The following is a 17,244-nucleotide window of genomic DNA, read 5'->3' as shown; positions in this document are numbered from 1 at the left end:
CGTGCTGTGTTCGAATGGCGCCAGCACCGTTGTCCTCATGTCACGCGGATGAGCGTGGATTGCCACCCGGTGGAGCCGTCGGGGGCGATCGGTGCGCGCTGTTGTTCCTGCAGCTCGCCGCTGCGGTCTCTGGCGCGGACGGCCAGTGTGTGGTTGCCGCTCACGGCGTCCCAGTCGAGCGACCATTGCACCCAGGTGTCGCTGTTGATGGCCTTCGCCAGCGTCGCGGGCTGCCATGGTCCTCCATCGATCTGAACCTCGACGCTCTCGATGCCGACCGTCTGCGCCCACGCGACACCCGCGATCTTCGCGGGACCGGCGGGGATCGCCTTGTCGATTCGCGGGGTGTCGATGCGGCTTGAGAGCTTGATCGGTGCCCGCGGGCTGTATCCGCGGGGTGTCCAATACGCCTGGTCTTTGGCGAAGGTGGTGACCTTCAATTCGGTGAGCCATTTCGTCGCCGAGACGTACCCGTACAGGCCGGGCACGACCATACGTACCGGGAATCCGTGCTCGAGCGGCAGAGGCTCTCCGTTCATGGCCACGGCGAGGATGGCATCGCGGTTCGGATCGGTCAGGGCTTCGAGCGGGGTGCTCGCGGTGAATCCGTCGATGCTTCTCGAGAGGACCATGTCGGCATCCTTCTCGGGGGCGGCGAGAGCGAGGACCTCTCGTACGGGAACGCCGAGCCAGCGGGCATTGCCCACGAGGTTGCCACCGACCTGATTGGATACGCAGGTGAGAGTGACCGCGTACTCTCTCAAACGCAGATCCAGGAGCTGATCGAAGGTCAGCTGGACTCGCTCGTCGACCATCCCGTCGATCGTCAGCCGCCAGTCTCCGGGGTCGATGGACGGCACCTCGAGTGCGGTGTCGACACGATAGAAGTCCGCGTTCGGAGTGAACAGCGGCGACAGCCCCGGAATGCTGAGCTCCGCGCCGGCGGGCACGGTGACCGTCGACACCGGTGCAGGAAGCTTCAGCGCCTTCCGCACCGCAGCGACGGACGACGTGGCCATGGATCCGATGCGTGATCCTGTTCCTACGATGACGGCGCCGAGGGCGCCGACCGCAGTGAGGATCAGGAAGCGACGTCGATCCGCTTCCGTGCCCGCCTCCTCGTGCGGCGTACGGCTCCGCCACCGACCCAGAGCGGTGATGGAGTACTTCAGGAACGTGACGCCTGCGGCTGTGCCGACGAGGGGCGGGACGAAGGACAGGGGCGATGCCTCGGCGCGGGTCGTGGTCGTGATCAGCGCGACGACACCGACCACGACGAACAAGGCAACCCCCGCCCACCGCCGCCATCGTTCGAGGACCCCCGCCAAGACTGCGGCGAGCAGGACGGCGAAGCCGAGGGTGATCAGGAGGACGAGCTTGTCGTGGGCCCCGAACAGCTCGATCGCGAGCTCTTTCGCCCACTGCGGAACGACGTCGATGACAAACGATCCTGCGGCAAGGAACGGACTCGCTTCCCGCGCCACAGGGAACGCGGCGAGCTCTGCAGCGGCGACGAAGACCGCACCGCTGACCGCTCCCGCGATCCCGGCCCAGATCCACGGACGGAAGCGATCTGTTCTCGTACCCATACGAGTGCTTCGGAGCAGAAGCCGAAACAGATTCGATCCAGCGCTGACGCTGAGACCAATCCGATTGCGTGGGTGCCTCCGAACGAGTTCTGACAGTCGGTGAACCGACCGGCATGCACCAGTCAAAGGAGAAGACCATGCGATCCACCACACGACTCAACCGCCGCGCATCCCTCGTCGCCGCGAGCCTGCTGGCAGCCACAGCCCTCGCCCTCGCGGGATGTTCCTCGAGCGCCGACTCGCCATCTTCGGAGTCGCCGAAGAGCGCACCCTCAACCGCGCCCTCGGAGACCATGGATCCGGCGGCAGACCTGGTCGGCCCCGGCTGCGCCGCCTACGCGGAGCAGGTTCCCGACGGCGCGGGTTCCGTCGCCGGGATGGCCGAGGATCCGGTCGCGACGGCCGCGAGCAACAACCCGCTGCTGACCACGCTGGTCGCGGCCGTCTCGGGCAAGCTCAACCCGAAGGTCGACCTGGTCGACACGCTCAACGGCAGCGAGTTCACCGTGTTCGCCCCTGTCGATGACGCGTTCAAGAAGATCGACCCTGCGACCATCGACACGCTCAAGACGGATGCGGGAGCTGACACGCTGAGCAAGATCCTGACCTACCACGTCGTCGCCGGCCAGATCTCGCCGGAGGACATCGCCGGCGCGCACAAGACCGTCGAGGGCGGCGAGGTGACTGTGACCGGCTCGGGCGACAGCCTCAAGGTGAACGACGCGAACGTGATCTGCGGCGGCGTCCACACGGCCAACGCGACCGTCTACCTCATCGACTCCGTCCTGATGCCCCCGATGAACTGACGACCCGCAGACGGAGAACGCGCCAGTGCCGAGGGGCACTGGCGCGTTCTGCGCTTCCGATGATCAGGTCGACGCCCTCTCCTTCCTCAGGGACCGATCTGTCACCGGTAGTACGGATACCCCGGATACACGTATCCGCCGCCCCAGAAAGGCATGAATCCGTAGTACTCGAGGAAGCCGCCGTAGTCCTCCTGCCGGCGGACGAGCTCGGGGTCGTAGGCCGGTGCGCCGGCGACACGCTCGCGGGTCTGATCGATGCGGACCTCATCCTCGGTGATCGAGGTGATGGCATCGATCGGGATGAGGGTGGTGTCCTTCCCGATCCCGAGGAAACCGCCAGAGGCGACCTCCATGAACCGGACCCTGTTCTCCGCACCGTCGACGAGCAGATCCTTGACGGTGCCGAGTTCCTCGCCGTCGCGATCCCGGACGTCACGGCCGCGGATGTCCTCGTCCGGCTGGCGGACGATCTCCTCGGTCTCGCTGAGCTTGAACAGTGTTCCTGGTGCGTTCGCGTTCATGATGTCCTCTCTTCGTGCATGGCTCGTCAGCCGGAAGCGGGGTATCCGTCCTGCTTCAGCAGCCGTGCGAGGTGCACGGCATTGGCCGCAGCCGTGTCGATCGACGCCTGCACGGCTGACGGCGGGCCGGCGAGATCCTTGTAGTCGGTCTTGTGCATGGCCTCGCCGTTCCAATAGACGCAGCCCTGAGCCGGAATCGTGAGTCCGACGTCGTTCAGGGCCTGGTAGAGGACGGCGACGATGTGGTGAGCACCGTCCTCGTTGCCGACCACACCGGCGATCGCCACCTTGTCGAACAGGAGGGGGCGCCCCTCGGCGTCGGTGCTGGACAGCTCGGCATCCAGCCGCTCGAGCACGCGCTGGGCGACACTCGAGTGTTGTCCGAGCCAGGTCGGTGTGACCACCACCAGGATGTCGGCGGCGAGGACCTTCTCGCGCAGTGCGGGCCAATCGTCGCCTTCTCCCATGTCCTTTCCGACACCGGGGAGGATGCGATGGTCGACGGCCCGCACGTGCTCGTGCGCTACTCCGTGGCTCGCCAGCGCCTCCGCCAGCTGCCCGCTCATGAGTTCAGAACTCGACTCGCCGGGCGACGGCTTCAGCGTGCAGGAGATCGTCAGAGCAGTCAGAGGGGAAGTCATCTGCCCTCCGCTCACACGCTCGTGTTGCGTCCGCCGATGACACGGATGAGGAACGCGATGAGCGCGATGGCGCCGACGATCAGAGCGACCCAGAGCAGCCAGCTCAGCGCGGCGTTCAGGCCGGAGAAGATGGCCACGATGATCGCGACGACGATGATGATGACGAGAGCGATGTTCATGTTGAACTCCTTCGCGTGAGGCGAGCACGGAGGCTCCGTGCTGCGTCGTTACCCTGCGACTCTGGCACCGCCGGCACCCGCCGTCGCGGGGGTTGACTCACCAGACCCGCGATGCTATTTCGGCCCCCGCGGACTCCTCGAACAGGACACCGCGCCGTGCCTGTCAACCCCCTTACTGCCGTCCGCAATGGACGAGCATGCTGGCACGCCACGGGAACATCGAGACGAGGAGGCATCATGCCCCGCGGACGCGGTTCGAACAGCCTGAAGGATCCGGAGCTCTACGAGGAGCTTCGCGACGACGGAGCATCGAAGGAGAAGGCGGCCCGCATCTCCAACGCGGCGGCCCGTGACGGCCGCAAGTCCGTCGGGAAGCGCGGCGGCACGGCGGAGGACTACGAGGACCGCACGGTCGACGAGTTGCGGGCCAGAGCCAAGGAACTCGGGCTCACGGGGTATTCCGGCAAGCGCAAGGCGGAGCTGATCTCCATGCTCCGCAATCACTGACCGACGGGAGAGCATCATGGCGCAGCGAACGAACAAGCAGAACACCGAGAGCGGATTCCACGCGTCTCCGCAGCTCACCGAGAGCCTGCAGCGGGTGCTGGTCGACCTGCTGGAGCTGCAGTTCCAGGGCAAGCAGGCGCACTGGAACGTGGTGGGGAAGAACTTCCGTGACACGCATCTGCAACTCGACGAGATCGTCGCCGCAGCCCGCACCCTCGCGGACACGGTCGCGGAGCGGATGCGGGCCTTGCATGCGGTGCCCGACGGGCGCAGCCGGACGGTGTCGGAGACGACCTCGCTGTGGGCCTTCCCACAGGGAGAGGTCAGCACGAGCGAGACGATCAATCTGATCACCGAGCGTCTGGAAGCGGCGGTGTCCACGGTGCGCGACGTGCACGACGCCGTCGACGAAGAGGACCCGACCACGGCGGACATCCTGCACGTGGTGCTGGAGCAGCTCGAGCAGTACGCCTGGATGGTCAGTGCCGAGAACCGCACACCTCAGTGACCTCAGCCGCCGAGCAGCTCGACGAGCTGACCCTCGACCCCGCGTCCTGATCCGATGTCCACGAGGATGCCGCGATCGTAGAGATCGAATACTCGAGGATCCACGTAGCTCGCGCGCGCCACTGCGGGAGTGTTCCCCAGTGCCGCGGCGACTTCCCGCACAGCCTGCGCCGTCACGCGCCTGCGTGCCGAAGGGGACGCACGCAACCCCGCGCGGGCGATGCTCGATGCCGCGATGACTGTGGCGTGCAGCGTGCGGAAGTCCTTGGCGGTGAAGTCCCCGCCGGTGCGTTCGCGCACGTCGTCGTTGATCTCGGCGGCCCGCAGCGGATGCCACGCCCCGTCCTCCGACCAGGCCAGCAGGTGCGCCGCCGGTGTGCGCCTGCGCCGCAGCTCTCCGACGAGCGCGGCGAGGTCGGCATCCTCTATCTCGGATTCCCAGGGCTGACCGCTCTTGCCGGGGAACCGCAGCGCGACCACATCTCCGGTCACGGAGGCGTGCGCGCAGCGCAGCGTCGACAACCCGATGCTGCCGTGCTCCCGCGCGTACTGCTCGGAGCCGACGCGCAGCAGCGCGGCGTCGAGCATGCGGAAGGCAGCGGCGAGGACCGACCGTCGTCCGGTGCCCTCGGCGCGCAGATCCCTGGTGACACCGCGGCGGGCCGCCGGAAGCGCCTGCGCCAGCAGCAGCATCCTGTCGAACTTCTCGGCGTCGGCACGCGCGCGCCACGCCGGATGGTAGAGGTACTGCGTGCGGCCTGCGTCGTCGACACCTGTGGCCTGCAGGTGTCCGTTCGGAGCCGTGCAGATCCACACGTCGGCCCACGCCGGCGGGATGGCGAGGGCGCGGATGCGGGCGAGCTGCTGCTCGTCGTCGATGCGCGCCCCGGTGACGTCCCGGTACTCGAAGCCCTTGCCGCGGCGCACCCGGCGCAGGCCCGGCTCGTCGGCGCTCACTCTCCTCAGTCGCATCCGGCCTCTATTCGAATGCCGGCGGACCGCCAGGGCGTCATTCCCACGGCGAGAGGTGCGCGATCCGGGTGGGGGCCTCCGACCTCCGGGGCCGCGGCGCCGCTGCACCGCCCGCGACGACATCGAGATCGGCCACCACATCGGCGATGTCCCGGTACCTCGTCCGAGCAGGGCACGGACTGCGGAGCCACAGCACGTCATGGAGTCCCAGGGCATCCCGTTCGACATAGGCGACGAGAGAGTCCGCGTCGTTCGCCCGGCAGGCGCCGTCGTGGATGCACCATCTCGCGTCGTCGATGGCCGTGACCTCCCAGCGCGGTTGCGCGGGGCCATCCTCGCTGATCAAGGTGCTCACCCGCCCGCTCGCGGGAACACCGGGGGCGAGAGGCCCTCGATGCTGTGCGCATCCGCCCTGGTGATCTGCGCCTTGTTCATGGCGTCCTCCGTTCTCGTCGGAGTCGACCATAGGCACGTCATCCGCCTTCCCGTACCGGGGTTGACTCCGCCCCGAGCCGGGCGCTAGTTCGTGCCTCCGGGCTCACAACGGTTTGCCGCCGGTCACCCCGATCACGGTCCCGGAGACGTACGTCGCCTCGTCGGAGGCGAGGTACACGTAGGCGCCGGCCAGCTCGACGGGCTGCGCCGGACGCCCGAGCGGAGTGTCCTGGCCGAAGCTCGCCAGCTTCTCGGCATCCCATCCCGTCGCGGGGATCAGCGGGGTCCACACCGGTCCCGGTGCGACGGCGTTCACCCGGATGCCGCGCGGCCCGGCCTCTTCGGCGAGCGCTTTCACGAAGGCGACCTGTGCCGCCTTCGTCATCGCGTAGTCGATGAGTCCGGGCGAGGGCTGGAACGCCTGGATCGACGCGGTCACGATGATGCTCGCTCCTGGCTCGAGCTCGGGGAAGGCGGTGCGCGCGGGAACGATCGTCCCGAGCAGGTTCGTCTCGAAGACCCGCCGCATGTCATCGGTGCGCAGATCCGCGAACCCGTCGATGTCGTGCTGGTAGGCCGCGTTGAGCACGACGACGTCGAGGCCGCTCAGCTCCTCGAGCGCACGATGTACCGCGTCGATCGCGAACGATTCGTCTCGGAGATCGCCGGGGATGCTGATGCCGAGCCTTCCCTCGGCGCGGATCAGCCGCACGGTGTCATCCGCGTCCTTCTGCTCCTCCGGCAGATGCACGATCGCGACGTCGGCGCCTTCCCTGGCGAACGCGATCGCGACCGCCCGACCGATGCCGGAGTCGCCTCCGGTGATCAACGCGCGGCGCCCGGCGAGCCTGCCGTGGCCGACGTAGTGCTCCTCGCCGTGATCGGGCGGAGGGACGGTCCTGCGCGTCTTGCCCGGCTGGTCCTGCTGCTGCGGCGGTGCCGGCTCCTCACGATGCGCGTGCCGCGGATCAGTCGCGCCGCTGTCCCTTGTCATCGCCTTCTCCTCACTGCTCTGCGTTCGGCACGACCGTCGCATGCGCGAGGCACTCACCCCAGGGGGTTGACGACGTGCATGCGGTCTCGTACGCGCCCGGCGTGCGCCTGTCAACGGGGACCCGGCGATGCCCCCGCTGATGCACACTGGTCGCCCGCGACGCAGAAGGAGGAGCATCATGTCCGATCCGTTCGATGCCCCTAGAGAGGCACGACCGTCCGTCGACCCGTTGGCCGGTCCCGGCGTCGTCGAGCAGGAGATCGAGGACCAGCTCGACGAGGAGGAGCTCCGCGACGACGGGCTCCGGGAAGAGGCGCTGGACGACCCGCTCTGGGATGAGGACGAGGAATGAGTGGCGTGGGCGATCAGGGTCTCACCCCTGACTACGTGCATCCGCAGGGCGCCGATGACGGCTCCGAGTGGTCGAGCGCACCTGCGGAGCAGGATGCCGCCGAACGGGATGCCGTCGAACGGGATGCCGTCGAGCAGGACGACTTCCCGTCGGAGGGCCATGAACGCAAACGCGAGCAGCACCGGATCGACCCGACGAAGGCTCCGCCCTCGGGCGAGTCAGACGGGGATCAGTCCGAGGACGGACGCTCCCACAGGAGCCAGCGGAAGCCGTAACCGTCGAGCCGGACCCCGAGCCTCACTCTTCGGGCGCTCCGACCCTCAGCTCGTCGGTCGTCGGTCCGTCGCCGGCATCCGGCGGCTCGGGCACGAGGTAGAGCCCACCGGGCGAGTTCGCGGTGAAGGCGAGCGCCTCCACCCATCCACGATTGATCGCCGGCTGCCGGCTGCCGTAGTACTTGAACACCAACGAGCTGGCGGGCTGCATCCACACAGTGACCCTGCCACCTCCCACGCTGGCATCCTCGCGCCAACTGAACGGAAAGGGCTCTCCGCGCCTCAGCTTCGCCGTGATGACGAGCTGCAGGTGCAGCAGTGCTCGGTCCTCGATCTCGGTCTTGACGCCGCCTTCGTAGATGAACTTGCCCACCGATACCGCCTTCCTCCGACTGAGCACTAGGTTAGGCGTCATGGGGCTTCTTTACTACGGCGGAGGCGCCGCGCCGATTCCGGTCGAGGATCGTGCGCTCGCGCATCTCAAGGTCGTCATCGCGACCAAGCTGCGTCGCAACGAGAGCTTCACGCTCTCGTGGCAGCATCCGGAGGGCGATGAGCCGGGCCGGTCGACCATCTGGCTGCACCCGTCCATCCCGTTGCGCTTCGTCTTCGATGAGCCGGAACCGCCTGAGCTGCACGCGGAGTGGATCACGGCCATGGCGCATTCCGCGAACAGCAGCGGGGGCATCACCATGATCCCGGAGGACATGACTCCGCCGGAGTAGGCCGCGCGGGGCTTGTCAGCGACCCGCTTCCCGCAGTCAACCCCCTGTCCGGTCGTCGTCGGCATCCCTGATGATCGAGCGATGAATCCGGCGGCGCACGAGGAGAGCAGCTTCGACTGGGTGGCGCTGGTCGATCCCGGCCAGCGCGAACTGGATGAGGCGCTGTCACGTCTCCGTGTGCACCCAGTGCTGCGCGAGGACGCGGTGAGGAGCGGGCAGCCCCCGAAACTCGTGCTGCTCGACGAGCAGTTCCTCGTCGTGGCCTGGGATCTCGATCCCGATGCTGTGGTCCGCCGGCCCGCGGAGACAGTGCTGCTCGTGGGGGACTCGTGGCTGCTGTCGATCCAGTACACGCAGGGGCAGGACGTTCGGCCACTCCAGTCGCTGGTCGAGGATGACGGCGAGCCGGCGTGCACCACGCCGCTGCGCGCCGCGTACCGCATCCTCGCCGCGATCATCCGCGACTACGAGGATTCGGCGACGAGCATCGAGCGCGAACTCGACGACGTCGAGGCCGAGGTGTTCGACGCGACCGTCGAGGAGGACTATGAGCGCATCTACCGCCTGCGTCGCCGCATCGGTCATGTCGACCGTGCCGCATCTGCGTTCATGCGAGGGTTCGAGGACGATGCCGACCAGCTCGAAGAGCTTCTGAAGCAGGACGAGACGCTCCGCCCGTACCTTCGCCGCGCGCGCGGCGACCTGGCAGCACTTGCGGATCTGCTCTCCACGCAGCGCATGGCGCTGGACGCCGTGGTCTCCAGTCACGAGAGCAACGTGTCGTCGAGGCAGAACCGCGACATGCGCACTATCGCGGCGGTGGCGGCGCTGCTCGCTCTGCCGACCGTCGTCGCCGGTCTGTACGGCATGAACTTCAAGGACATGCCGCTGCTGCACGTGCCGTTCGGATGGGCTGTGGTGCTCGTCGGCACAGTGCTCGCGGATGTGGGACTGGCCTGGCTCTTCCGCCGGCGCGGATGGCTGGGCGGGAACAGGCAGCACGACAACTGACGGAGCGGGTCACTCCGACTCCGCAGCCGACACGGCGTGCGGCATCCCGACCGGCTTCGACTCCGCAGATCCGCGCTGCACCAGCCACACCGTGGCTCCGATGAAGAGGAAGAACTGCAGGAACTCGGACTGCCAGTTCTCGGCGACGTCCGCGACGAACTCGGGGGAGAGGACGCTGACGCTCGGCCTGTCAACCCCCTGCACGGCGCGCGCACTCCTTCCGTACCGTCGGTGCTCACACGAAAGGAGAACAAGCGATGACTCTGATGAAAGAGACCCTGACGAAGGACATCATGACCCCGGGCGCGCGCTGCATCGGCGAGAACGACTCGCTGGCGACCGCTGCGCGACTGATGGCCGATCTGGAGATCGGCTCGCTGCCGATCTGCGGGGAGGACGGGAAGCTGAAGGGAATGCTCACCGATCGGGACATCGTCGTGAAGGCGATCGCGAACGGACGCGACCCCGCACAGACGGCGGCCGGCGTGCTCGCGGAGGGACGACCGTACATGGTCGACTCCGAGGACGACGTGCGCCGTGCCCTCGAGGTGATGGAGGAGCACCAGGTGCGTCGAGTGCCGGTGATCGAGGATCACGTGCTCGTGGGCATCATCGCCCAGGCCGACATCGCCCGGGCGATGGCACCCCAGCAGACCGGTCAGACCGTCGAGCAGATCTCGCGATGAGCGGGGGAGGGTGACATGCGTGGCGATGAGGAGGCGATGGCGCGGGACATGAGCCGCAGACCGGCGAATGCCATGACGACGCACGCCGAGTGGGGCGCGGGCGACCCGCATCTGCGGGTGACGCGGGAGGACACCCGACTGGAGCATCCGCTCTCGCTGGACGAGACGCGGATCGGCTCCGATGCGGGCAACGATCTCGTCCTCGACGGAGCGGACCCGGTGCACGCGACCATCGTCCACGACGAGCGTGACGAGTACGTGCTGACCCTGCACGGCGAGGGCGAGATGAACGCCCTTCCGGAAGGAGACTCTCGCACCGAGATCCTGCGTACCGGAGCGCGGTTCACGATCGCGGACTGGACGCTGGTCTTCATGCGCGAGGAGTACGCCGATCACGGGCGCCCGTTCGGCGGACGCGAGGGCGGCGAACTATCCGACCAGCCCCCGCAGTCGGAACGCCCCGACTACACCGTCCCAGGCGATGAGCCCGGGCCCCGAGAAGAAGTCAACAAGGCCTGAACATAGGGAACACGAGAGGAAGAGATCATGAGCGCATCCGACAAGATGAAGCACACCGCGGAGGAGATGGCCGGCAAGGTCAAGGAGGGCGCGGGCAAGCTCACCGGCAACGAGGAACTCGAGGCCGAGGGAAAGATGGACCAGGTCAAGGCCGATGCGAAGCAGGCCGGCGACGCCGTGAAGGATTCGGTGAAGGATGCCGGGGAGCACGCCAAGGATGCGGCCAGGAAGATGACCGACCGCGACTGAGCGGCCGGGTGATCGGAGGACGAGGTGGCTCGGGTCGGCATCGAGGAGGAGTTCGTCCTGCTCGATGACCGGACCCTCGTCCCGCTGGGGATGGGTCCTGGAACGAGAGAGCGCATCACCGACCGGAGCGTCAGCGGCGAAGTGATGCCGGAGTACCTGACCTGCCAGTTCGAATGCGTCACCGACCCGCTCAGCACGCTCACGGAGGCGGAGGCGGATCTGCGCCGCCTCCGTGGGCTGCTGGGCGAGTACGCCGTGCAACACGGGGCGGTCGCGGCATCGACGGGCACGCCGTTCGTCTCGCCAGGAGGGCTCGCGGTGTCTCCCTCCTCGCACTATCACGAGGTCGCGGACCAGCTCGCCGAGATCACCCGTGAGCACGAGGTCAACGGGCTGCACGTGCATGTCGAGTCGGGAGAAGACGAGGAGCGCGTGCGGACGCTGAACCGATTGCGCGGATGGCTGCCGCTGCTGCTCGCCCTGACGGGGAACGCCCCGTTCGCCCACGGCGTGCCGTCCGGATTCCGGAGCTGGCGCAGCATCCTGATCCGCCGCCTTCCCTCGTCCTGGTGCCCGCCGCACTTCCATGACTACGAGGACTACCGCGGCAAGACCGAGCGACTGGTGGCGCTGCGCGCCATCCCGGAGGCAGCATCCCTTGCCTGGGCGGTGCGGCTGTCCGAACGATTCCCCACAGTCGAGATGCGCGTGTTCGACGCGCAGCTCACGCCGGTGGACACGGTGTTCGCGGTGTCGCTGACGCGAGCGATCGCGCTCGACGGCGACGCCGCCGTCGCGCCGGCGGCCGAGCTCGACGGCATCGACGCGTCGCTGTGGATGGCGGCACGCGACGGCACGGATGCCCGGGTGATCGACCCGATGACGGGTGAGGTGGACGGCGTATGGAACATCACCGCCCGTCTGATGGATGCGATCGGACCTGTCCTCCGAGAACTCGGTGAGGAGGAGTTAGTCCGAGACCACCTCGACGCGATCAGAGCCGACGGCACGGGCGCTCAGCGACAGCTGCTCGCCTACGAGCGCGACGGCGTCGCGGGCCTGCGTGACCTGTACCGAGCGGGAACGACGACGCTGCACCGCCCGTGAGCCGTGCGCGGTGAACCGACCGGACGTCGGGAGAGGTCAGCGTCTGAGAAAGCCGGAAGGCCCCGCATGGGCGAGGCCTTCCGTGGTTGCCGCGCGGTCAGCGCAGTCCGAACGCGTGGATCACGGTCTGCGTCACCGTGTTGCCGTGGTCGTCGCCTGCTGCGGCTCGCAGCGAAACAGACGTCGCACCTTCCGGAGGGGTGATGGACGCCGATCCGTTGGATACGACGGCGTCGGTCCAGGTCGAGCCGCCGTCGTAGCTGACCTCGAGCGTCGTGTTCGCGACGGTTCCCCCGCGCGCGGCATCGGGCAGCTGCCAGGCGTGCACGCCCACCGTCAGCGATGCGCCGGCAACGAGCGTCGCCGTGCCGGTGAGGTCGGTCGGGAGGTCGAAGCCGATCTGCACCAGCGGCAGTTCGCCGCGGGCATCCGCCTGGTCGTATCCGAACGACCACACGGTCTTCGTCGTCGTCGAGTTCGCCCAGATCGCTCCGTCCCGAGTGGTGTCCAGCTCGTAGCGGTACTGCTGCACGCCCGTGGCGGCCGGCACGCTCATCTGGATGGCGCCGGCGCCCGAGCGCAGGAGCTTCCCGTTCTGGAACAGGCGGGTGGCGAGCTTGCCGCTGCCGTTGCCGGCGATGTCTCCGGCACCGGACGCCGGCTGGATGAGCATCCGCATCTGCGTTCCGGCAGCCCACGGATCGGCGTAGCCACTTCCCGTGTGGGGGTTGGCAGTGCCGAACCACGTGTGGGTGGTGGTGCGGTTCGCGGGGTACGAGACGAGACCCGTCAACTGGTTCCAGCCGCTGACGTCGGCGGCGTTCGAGACGTAGGCAGTGCCGGGGGTCACCCACACCGTACGCTCGTCCTGGGTACGCACGTCGATACCGCTGGACTGGCAGACGATCAGGTAGTCCGGGCAGTCGTACCGCAGCAGGGCAGCGTCACGTACCTGGTCGTCGACGAAGCGGTCCAGGATGCCGGCGAGCTCCTTCGGCTTGGGGGTCCACGCCAGATCGGCCGTGATACCGCCGCCCTGATGCTGCACGAGGTCGTACCCGTAATCGGGGTTCCGCACGGCGTCACCCTTGAGACGCAGGGCTCCGGATTCCGCGGCATTCAGCAGCGCGGCACCCTGCTCCGCCGGGACGGACACCACGGGCAGCGTCGTCGACCCTGCAGCAGCGAACAGGACGCCGGGCCTGTCGTTCACGACGACGAGCATCGTCGCACCGGCATCCTTCGCCGCCTGGGCGCGGGCGCCCGGGGTGACTGACGGGTCGTTCGTCACGATGGCGGCCTTGCCTCCGACGTCCACGCCTGCGTACTCCTCCGCGCTTCCGGTCCCCGCGGCGACTGCGCGCACGTCCACGCGTCCGTCGAGGCGCGGCGACCCCTGCTGGTACTGCGGTGTGAATGCGGTGACGCCCGGGGCATAGGCGCGGATGTCGCCATACGGGGCGCTCAGCGTCCAGCGCACGGCGAAGTCGTACCGTCCGCCGGCGACGTCGCCGGTCGGGCTCGCGTACAGCTGCACGCTGGGGTCGACGCTGAGTGAGTAGTAGTACGTGCTCAGTTCGCCGCCGAGGCCGGAATCGTGGAACCACTCGATGCGCTTGCCCAGCTCGACGCTCGGTTTAGGGGTCTGCACCGAGATCGGGCGGGCGTCACGGGCGTCCAGGGTGATGTGCGCGTCGTCGTCGGTGACGGCGATGTGCGGTGCGCTCAACAGGGCCCGACCGGCGCGCCCGTTCGCCACCGGCATCTCGACCCAGGCCATGGCGGAGTACACCCCGGGTGCCACGCGCTGCGTCTTGACGGCTCCGGTGTCGCCGTCGCTCTCGAGCGCCCGCATGTCGGTGGTGCCGTACCGGTACAGGTCGACCTCGGCCGCGATCGGCTCTCCGTCGGCGCCGATCACCGTGACGTCGAGGTCGTATCGCTCGTCCTCGCGGGTTGCCCCCGTCGTGGTGCGGGCGACGGGAGCGCCCGACTCGTCCGTCGCGATCACCTGTCCGAGATCGTGCCCGGCCGCGGTCAGATCGGCGAAGTCGTAGCGGACGTCCACCGTCGCCGTGCCACGAGCGGGCACCGTAACGGTGGGCGCGGACAGCGTCACAGGGGAGGGGCCGTCGGCAGACGTCGCCGCGAGGGTGAGGGTCTTCGCCGCATCGCCGTCGTTCCAGTAGCGGATGGTGCGGGTCTGCGGCGCCGGATCATCTTCACCCCACTTCGCCTTGCCGAAGTACACCGAGCCGGTGGCATCCACGCCATCGAGTGCCCTGGGGATGTCGAGGCGGCCCGTGCCGACCTCGTAGACGCTGTATGCGGCCAGTTCCTTCGACGACGACATGAGCGACGCTTTCAGACGTTCGCGATCCCAGTCGGGGTGGGCGGCGGCGAGGATCGCGGCCGCACCGCTGACGTGCGGAGTCGCCATCGAGGTTCCGTTGAGCGACCGGTAGAAGCCGGAACCCGTGATGTACTGCGAGCGTGCCGCCATGATGTTCACGCCCGGGGCGGATATGTCGGGCTTGAGCGCGTCGTCGATGCCGCGCGGGCCGCGGCTCGAGAAGTCGGCCAGCTTGTCGTTGTCGTCGGTCGCCGCGACGGTGAGCGCCTCATCAGCGGTGCCGGGGCTGTCGACGGTGGCGACTCCGCCCGAGTTGCCCGCGGCGACCACGAACAGCGTGTCGTTCTTGCGGGCGAGTGCGTTGAGAGACTGCGCGATCGGATCGGTCTGGTCTGTGCGCGAGCTGTCGCCGAGGCTCATGCTCACGACCCGTGCGTGCGACGACGCCCACTCCATGCCGGCGATGATCCACGAGTCCTGGCCCGTGCCGTTGTCGCCGAGCACCTTTCCGATGAGCAAGTTCGCACCGGGCGCCACCCCCTTGTAGCGTCCGTCGCTCGCGGCTCCCGAACCGGCGACGGTGGACGCCACGTGCGTTCCGTGACCGTTGCGGTCGGTGACCTCCTCGCCGGGGACGAACGACTCGGTGGCGTCGATCGCGGTTGCCAGGTCGGGGTGCCCGGCATCCACGCCGGAGTCGAGCACAGCGACTGTTGCGCCCGTGCCGTCCAGGCCCTGAGCCCAGGCTTCGGGCGCTCCGACGAGCGGGACGCTCTTGTCGAGCGTCGCTTCGACCTTCCCGTCGAGCCAGAGCTTCGAGATGCCGCCGCCGAGGGCGGTGGAGGCGCCGCGGGCGCGGGAATGCGTCGTCAGACCCTTCCAGAACAGGTCTGCCTGGTCGGCGTCCGTCTGCAGTGCTGCGCCGCCGATGCTCGGCAGGGAACGGGCCGTGGTCGCCCCGGCCAGAGGCGCGGGCTTGGCACGAAGCCGCGGGTCGTATTGGGCGATCAGCGGGATACCACCGTGCGCGTCGTCGTAGCCGTATTCGACGAGCTCGGACACGTTGAACAGCTCCCGATCGAGCGCGCCGGCCACGAGGTACTGATCCGCGACCTCCGGCACCGCATAGGTGTCGCCACCGATCTGCTCGATCGCGACGGGGCCGGTCGAATCGTCATCAGCGATGACGTCGACGAGGATGCGACCATCAGGCCCGTCAAGGACGTCGACCTTGTCGCCGGTGATGAGGGTCACGCGAGTGCGAGCGGCATCACCGGAGGGGGAGGCGGAAGTGCCGTCAGCGCCGTCGGCTCCGCCGTCGCCGGATGCTGCGGTGGCGGCAGTCGAGCCGGCCACGGCGAGAGTGGAGGCGACCGCGAGTACGGCCACCAATCGGGGGAGTGGACATGACATATCTGTCGCTTTCGGGAGGCTTCGGAGGGCAGGGGCCCAGTAGACAGTCGCAGACTCGTCGCCTGGGGGACAATGGAGGGATGCGTCGGGAACATGCCAAGGCGGTTTCTCGTCACGAGCAGCGGATGATCGACCTCGACCCTCACCTGCTCGCGGCATACCGGGTCGCAGTCTCGGTGACATCGCTCGAGCCGGGTGTGCTGGCAGCACGGCTCGCCGTCGGTGAGCACGAGGCCGAAGCCGCTCTTGAGTCGCTCGCCGTCTTCGGATTCGTCACTCGTCTGAATCATGACCCGGTGCCGCGCTATGTCGCGGTGTCGCCGGATGTCGCCATCGGCGACGGTCTGAGAGCGCGTGAGGATGCCCTGCGCACCGCCATGCGGGACGTCGCGCATCTGCAGGAGGTGTACGACCTCGCCTCAGCCGAGGCGTCCGCTGCCGAACTCGGTGAGGTCATCGAGGTGATGCGCGGTGCCGAGCAGGTTGCACAGGGGTTCGCTCGCATTCAGGCGTCCGCCAGGCGCGAAGTGTGCGCCCTGGTGAGCAATCCGGTCGCAGTGACTTCATCAGCCGTCAATGCTGTCGAGGACGAGGCCGTCGCACGAGGTGTGCAGTACCGGGTACTGATCGAGCGAGAACTGGTCTCCGCGCAGGACGGGGAGTGGGGCCGCCTCCGCGAGGCTGTGGTGGGCGGTGAGGAGGTGCGCGTTGCCGAACGCGTACCGCTGAAGCTCACGATCGTCGATCGCGAAAGAGCGTTCCTGCCGGTGCTCGCCGATCCCGAGCGGGCATCGGCGGCCGCCCTGATCGTGCGGCCGAGTGCGCTGCTGACCGGACTCGTCTCGCTGTTCGACAAGTGCTGGGATGCGGCGATCCCCATGAACGTCGACGTGGCGCCTGGACTCGACGATCTCGGCGCGCAGGTGCTCTCTCTGTTGATGGTCGGTCACACCGATGAGGCGTGCGCGCGGATCCTCGGAGTCTCGCTGCGCACAGTCCAGCGTCGGGTCCGCGAGCTCATGGAGATCACCGGTTCGCAGACACGGATGCAGCTGGGATGGCACGCGGCGCGCGAGGGCTGGCTGACCTGACAGTGCCGACGTGGACGCGGGCTAGGGCGCGACACGCCCGGGGTGAGTGGCCCGATTTGCCAGAACGGCTGGATCCACGTAAATTATTACCTGTTCGCCCCAAGCGGTTGAGCGAAAGGCCGGAAGGCCCAGCTCCCCTCCAAGCGGCGGACACACCACCTCCACTTCACTTCCGGGTGAACGGCCTCGTGCCGAGGAGCGTGGGAGAGATCAACTGCTCTGTTGAGACGGTCGCGAGACCCGACTTCAGATGCGTCCGATCCTTGAGAACTCAACAGCGTGCACTTGTCAAATGCCAAATAACCTCGTCTC

20 protein-coding genes and 1 pseudogene are annotated in these 17,244 nt (G+C 68.0%); 12 read left to right on the top strand and 9 right to left on the bottom strand.

Features of this window, described 5'->3' with window-relative positions; translation table 11 throughout:
* Positions 1-35 precede the first annotated feature (35 nt).
* Positions 36-1,589, bottom strand: coding sequence for a molybdopterin-dependent oxidoreductase (locus GON06_RS14375; protein WP_157313025.1), 1,554 nt, complete (start codon positions 1,587-1,589; stop codon positions 36-38).
* Positions 1,590-1,726: 137 nt separating this feature from the next.
* Between GON06_RS14375 and GON06_RS14370 the strand changes: the two genes are divergently transcribed.
* A complete protein-coding gene (locus tag GON06_RS14370; RefSeq protein ID WP_157313024.1) occupies positions 1,727-2,395 on the top strand; it encodes a fasciclin domain-containing protein in 669 nt (222 codons plus the stop codon).
* A 101-nt stretch (positions 2,396-2,496) separates the two neighbouring features.
* Here GON06_RS14370 and GON06_RS14365 read toward each other — a convergent pair whose 3' ends face one another.
* The 3 genes from GON06_RS14365 to GON06_RS18555 are packed head-to-tail and all read right to left on the bottom strand — an operon-like array spanning position 2,497 to position 3,736.
* On the bottom strand, positions 2,497-2,916 hold the full coding sequence (locus tag GON06_RS14365) for a PRC-barrel domain-containing protein (protein WP_157313023.1): 420 nt from the start codon (positions 2,914-2,916) through the stop codon (positions 2,497-2,499).
* 26 nt (positions 2,917-2,942) lie between these two features.
* The gene (locus GON06_RS14360; RefSeq protein ID WP_157313022.1) at positions 2,943-3,557 is read right to left on the bottom strand and encodes a flavodoxin family protein; all 615 of its coding nucleotides are present in this window, start codon (positions 3,555-3,557) and stop codon (positions 2,943-2,945) included.
* 11 nt (positions 3,558-3,568) lie between these two features.
* Positions 3,569-3,736 (bottom strand): hypothetical protein, encoded by a 168-nt coding sequence (locus GON06_RS18555; RefSeq protein WP_198346713.1) that lies wholly within the window; start codon positions 3,734-3,736, stop codon positions 3,569-3,571.
* Positions 3,737-3,973: 237 nt separating this feature from the next.
* Here GON06_RS18555 and GON06_RS14355 point away from each other — a divergent pair, with 237 nt between their 5' ends.
* Together GON06_RS14355 and GON06_RS14350 are read left to right on the top strand one after the other, a co-directional pair.
* Entirely contained in the window at positions 3,974-4,243 is a 270-nt protein-coding gene (locus GON06_RS14355) for a DUF7218 family protein (protein ID WP_157313021.1), read from the top strand.
* 16 nt (positions 4,244-4,259) lie between these two features.
* Positions 4,260-4,751 carry a Dps family protein gene (locus GON06_RS14350; protein WP_157313020.1) on the top strand — a complete coding sequence of 164 codons (492 nt, stop codon included), beginning with the start codon at positions 4,260-4,262 and terminating at the stop codon, positions 4,749-4,751.
* A gap of 2 nt (positions 4,752-4,753) precedes the next feature.
* Here GON06_RS14350 and GON06_RS14345 read toward each other — a convergent pair whose 3' ends face one another.
* Both GON06_RS14345 and GON06_RS14340 read right to left on the bottom strand, forming a co-directional pair.
* Positions 4,754-5,722 (bottom strand): DNA topoisomerase IB, encoded by a 969-nt coding sequence (locus GON06_RS14345; RefSeq protein ID WP_157313019.1) that lies wholly within the window; start codon positions 5,720-5,722, stop codon positions 4,754-4,756.
* Between the two features lie 538 nt (positions 5,723-6,260).
* Positions 6,261-7,151 carry an SDR family oxidoreductase gene (locus GON06_RS14340; protein WP_157313018.1) on the bottom strand — a complete coding sequence of 297 codons (891 nt, stop codon included), beginning with the start codon at positions 7,149-7,151 and terminating at the stop codon, positions 6,261-6,263.
* A gap of 178 nt (positions 7,152-7,329) precedes the next feature.
* Here GON06_RS14340 and GON06_RS14335 point away from each other — a divergent pair, with 178 nt between their 5' ends.
* Positions 7,330-7,503, top strand: a complete 174-nt coding sequence (locus GON06_RS14335; RefSeq protein ID WP_157313017.1) for a hypothetical protein — start codon at positions 7,330-7,332, stop codon at positions 7,501-7,503.
* Entirely contained in the window at positions 7,500-7,778 is a 279-nt protein-coding gene (locus tag GON06_RS14330) for a hypothetical protein (RefSeq protein WP_157313016.1), read from the top strand. Before GON06_RS14335 ends, GON06_RS14330 begins: the two co-directional genes overlap by 4 nt.
* A gap of 22 nt (positions 7,779-7,800) precedes the next feature.
* Here GON06_RS14330 and GON06_RS14325 read toward each other — a convergent pair whose 3' ends face one another.
* On the bottom strand, positions 7,801-8,151 hold the full coding sequence (locus GON06_RS14325; RefSeq protein ID WP_332837586.1) for a DUF7882 family protein: 351 nt from the start codon (positions 8,149-8,151) through the stop codon (positions 7,801-7,803).
* A gap of 40 nt (positions 8,152-8,191) precedes the next feature.
* Between GON06_RS14325 and GON06_RS14320 the strand changes: the two genes are divergently transcribed.
* Together GON06_RS14320 and GON06_RS14315 are read left to right on the top strand one after the other, a co-directional pair.
* Positions 8,192-8,503 (top strand): DUF7882 family protein, encoded by a 312-nt coding sequence (locus GON06_RS14320; protein ID WP_157313014.1) that lies wholly within the window; start codon positions 8,192-8,194, stop codon positions 8,501-8,503.
* An 81-nt stretch (positions 8,504-8,584) separates the two neighbouring features.
* Positions 8,585-9,514 (top strand): CorA family divalent cation transporter, encoded by a 930-nt coding sequence (locus tag GON06_RS14315; RefSeq protein ID WP_157313013.1) that lies wholly within the window; start codon positions 8,585-8,587, stop codon positions 9,512-9,514.
* A 45-nt stretch (positions 9,515-9,559) separates the two neighbouring features.
* Here the strand turns inward: GON06_RS14315 and GON06_RS19110 are convergent.
* Positions 9,560-9,688, bottom strand: a pseudogene (locus GON06_RS19110) (DUF6766 family protein); the annotation flags it as partial.
* 83 nt (positions 9,689-9,771) lie between these two features.
* Here GON06_RS19110 and GON06_RS14305 point away from each other — a divergent pair.
* Genes GON06_RS14305 through GON06_RS14290 form a run of 4 tightly spaced genes read left to right on the top strand, consistent with a single transcriptional unit; the run spans position 9,772 to position 12,075 of the window.
* Positions 9,772-10,200, top strand: coding sequence for a CBS domain-containing protein (locus GON06_RS14305; RefSeq protein ID WP_232528501.1), 429 nt, complete (start codon positions 9,772-9,774; stop codon positions 10,198-10,200).
* A gap of 15 nt (positions 10,201-10,215) precedes the next feature.
* The gene (locus tag GON06_RS14300) at positions 10,216-10,719 is read left to right on the top strand and encodes an FHA domain-containing protein (RefSeq protein ID WP_232528500.1); all 504 of its coding nucleotides are present in this window, start codon (positions 10,216-10,218) and stop codon (positions 10,717-10,719) included.
* Between the two features lie 27 nt (positions 10,720-10,746).
* A complete protein-coding gene (locus tag GON06_RS14295) occupies positions 10,747-10,968 on the top strand; it encodes a CsbD family protein (RefSeq protein ID WP_157313011.1) in 222 nt (73 codons plus the stop codon).
* 24 nt (positions 10,969-10,992) lie between these two features.
* Positions 10,993-12,075: a YbdK family carboxylate-amine ligase gene (locus GON06_RS14290; protein ID WP_332837583.1), complete on the top strand. Its 1,083-nt coding sequence runs from the start codon at positions 10,993-10,995 to the stop codon at positions 12,073-12,075.
* A 97-nt stretch (positions 12,076-12,172) separates the two neighbouring features.
* Here GON06_RS14290 and GON06_RS14285 read toward each other — a convergent pair whose 3' ends face one another.
* On the bottom strand, positions 12,173-15,817 hold the full coding sequence (locus tag GON06_RS14285; RefSeq protein ID WP_198346712.1) for a S8 family serine peptidase: 3,645 nt from the start codon (positions 15,815-15,817) through the stop codon (positions 12,173-12,175).
* A 104-nt stretch (positions 15,818-15,921) separates the two neighbouring features.
* On the opposite strand from GON06_RS14285, the gene GON06_RS14280 reads away from it, so the two are divergent.
* Positions 15,922-16,932 (top strand): hypothetical protein, encoded by a 1,011-nt coding sequence (locus GON06_RS14280; RefSeq protein ID WP_157313009.1) that lies wholly within the window; start codon positions 15,922-15,924, stop codon positions 16,930-16,932.
* Positions 16,933-17,244: the final 312 nt, after the last annotated feature.

Source organism: Microbacterium sp. MAH-37 (assembly GCF_009758255.1).
In the GTDB taxonomy this organism is placed as follows: Bacteria; Actinomycetota; Actinomycetes; order Actinomycetales; family Microbacteriaceae; genus Microbacterium.
Note: the sequence above shows the minus strand (reverse complement) of the source record. Positions and strands in the feature narration are given on the sequence as shown.

Excerpts from the sequence above, each read along its gene's own strand:
- GON06_RS14295 (WP_157313011.1), top strand. The coding sequence starts at position 10,747 with ATGAGCGCATCCGACAAGATGAAGCACACCGCGGAGGAGATGGCCGGC.
- GON06_RS14340 (WP_157313018.1), bottom strand. The coding sequence starts at position 7,151 with ATGACAAGGGACAGCGGCGCGACTGATCCGCGGCACGCGCATCGTGAG.
- GON06_RS14370 (WP_157313024.1), top strand. The coding sequence starts at position 1,727 with ATGCGATCCACCACACGACTCAACCGCCGCGCATCCCTCGTCGCCGCG.
- GON06_RS14355 (WP_157313021.1), top strand. The coding sequence starts at position 3,974 with ATGCCCCGCGGACGCGGTTCGAACAGCCTGAAGGATCCGGAGCTCTAC.
- GON06_RS14365 (WP_157313023.1), bottom strand. The coding sequence starts at position 2,916 with ATGAACGCGAACGCACCAGGAACACTGTTCAAGCTCAGCGAGACCGAG.
- GON06_RS14375 (WP_157313025.1), bottom strand. The coding sequence starts at position 1,589 with ATGGGTACGAGAACAGATCGCTTCCGTCCGTGGATCTGGGCCGGGATC.
- GON06_RS18555 (WP_198346713.1), bottom strand. The coding sequence starts at position 3,736 with ATGAACATCGCTCTCGTCATCATCATCGTCGTCGCGATCATCGTGGCC.
- GON06_RS14280 (WP_157313009.1), top strand. The coding sequence starts at position 15,922 with ATGCGTCGGGAACATGCCAAGGCGGTTTCTCGTCACGAGCAGCGGATG.
- GON06_RS14350 (WP_157313020.1), top strand. The coding sequence starts at position 4,260 with ATGGCGCAGCGAACGAACAAGCAGAACACCGAGAGCGGATTCCACGCG.
- GON06_RS14300 (WP_232528500.1), top strand. The coding sequence starts at position 10,216 with ATGCGTGGCGATGAGGAGGCGATGGCGCGGGACATGAGCCGCAGACCG.
- GON06_RS14345 (WP_157313019.1), bottom strand. The coding sequence starts at position 5,722 with ATGCGACTGAGGAGAGTGAGCGCCGACGAGCCGGGCCTGCGCCGGGTG.
- GON06_RS14330 (WP_157313016.1), top strand. The coding sequence starts at position 7,500 with ATGAGTGGCGTGGGCGATCAGGGTCTCACCCCTGACTACGTGCATCCG.
- GON06_RS14315 (WP_157313013.1), top strand. The coding sequence starts at position 8,585 with ATGAATCCGGCGGCGCACGAGGAGAGCAGCTTCGACTGGGTGGCGCTG.
- GON06_RS14305 (WP_232528501.1), top strand. The coding sequence starts at position 9,772 with ATGACTCTGATGAAAGAGACCCTGACGAAGGACATCATGACCCCGGGC.
- GON06_RS14335 (WP_157313017.1), top strand. The coding sequence starts at position 7,330 with ATGTCCGATCCGTTCGATGCCCCTAGAGAGGCACGACCGTCCGTCGAC.
- GON06_RS14320 (WP_157313014.1), top strand. The coding sequence starts at position 8,192 with ATGGGGCTTCTTTACTACGGCGGAGGCGCCGCGCCGATTCCGGTCGAG.
- GON06_RS14360 (WP_157313022.1), bottom strand. The coding sequence starts at position 3,557 with ATGACTTCCCCTCTGACTGCTCTGACGATCTCCTGCACGCTGAAGCCG.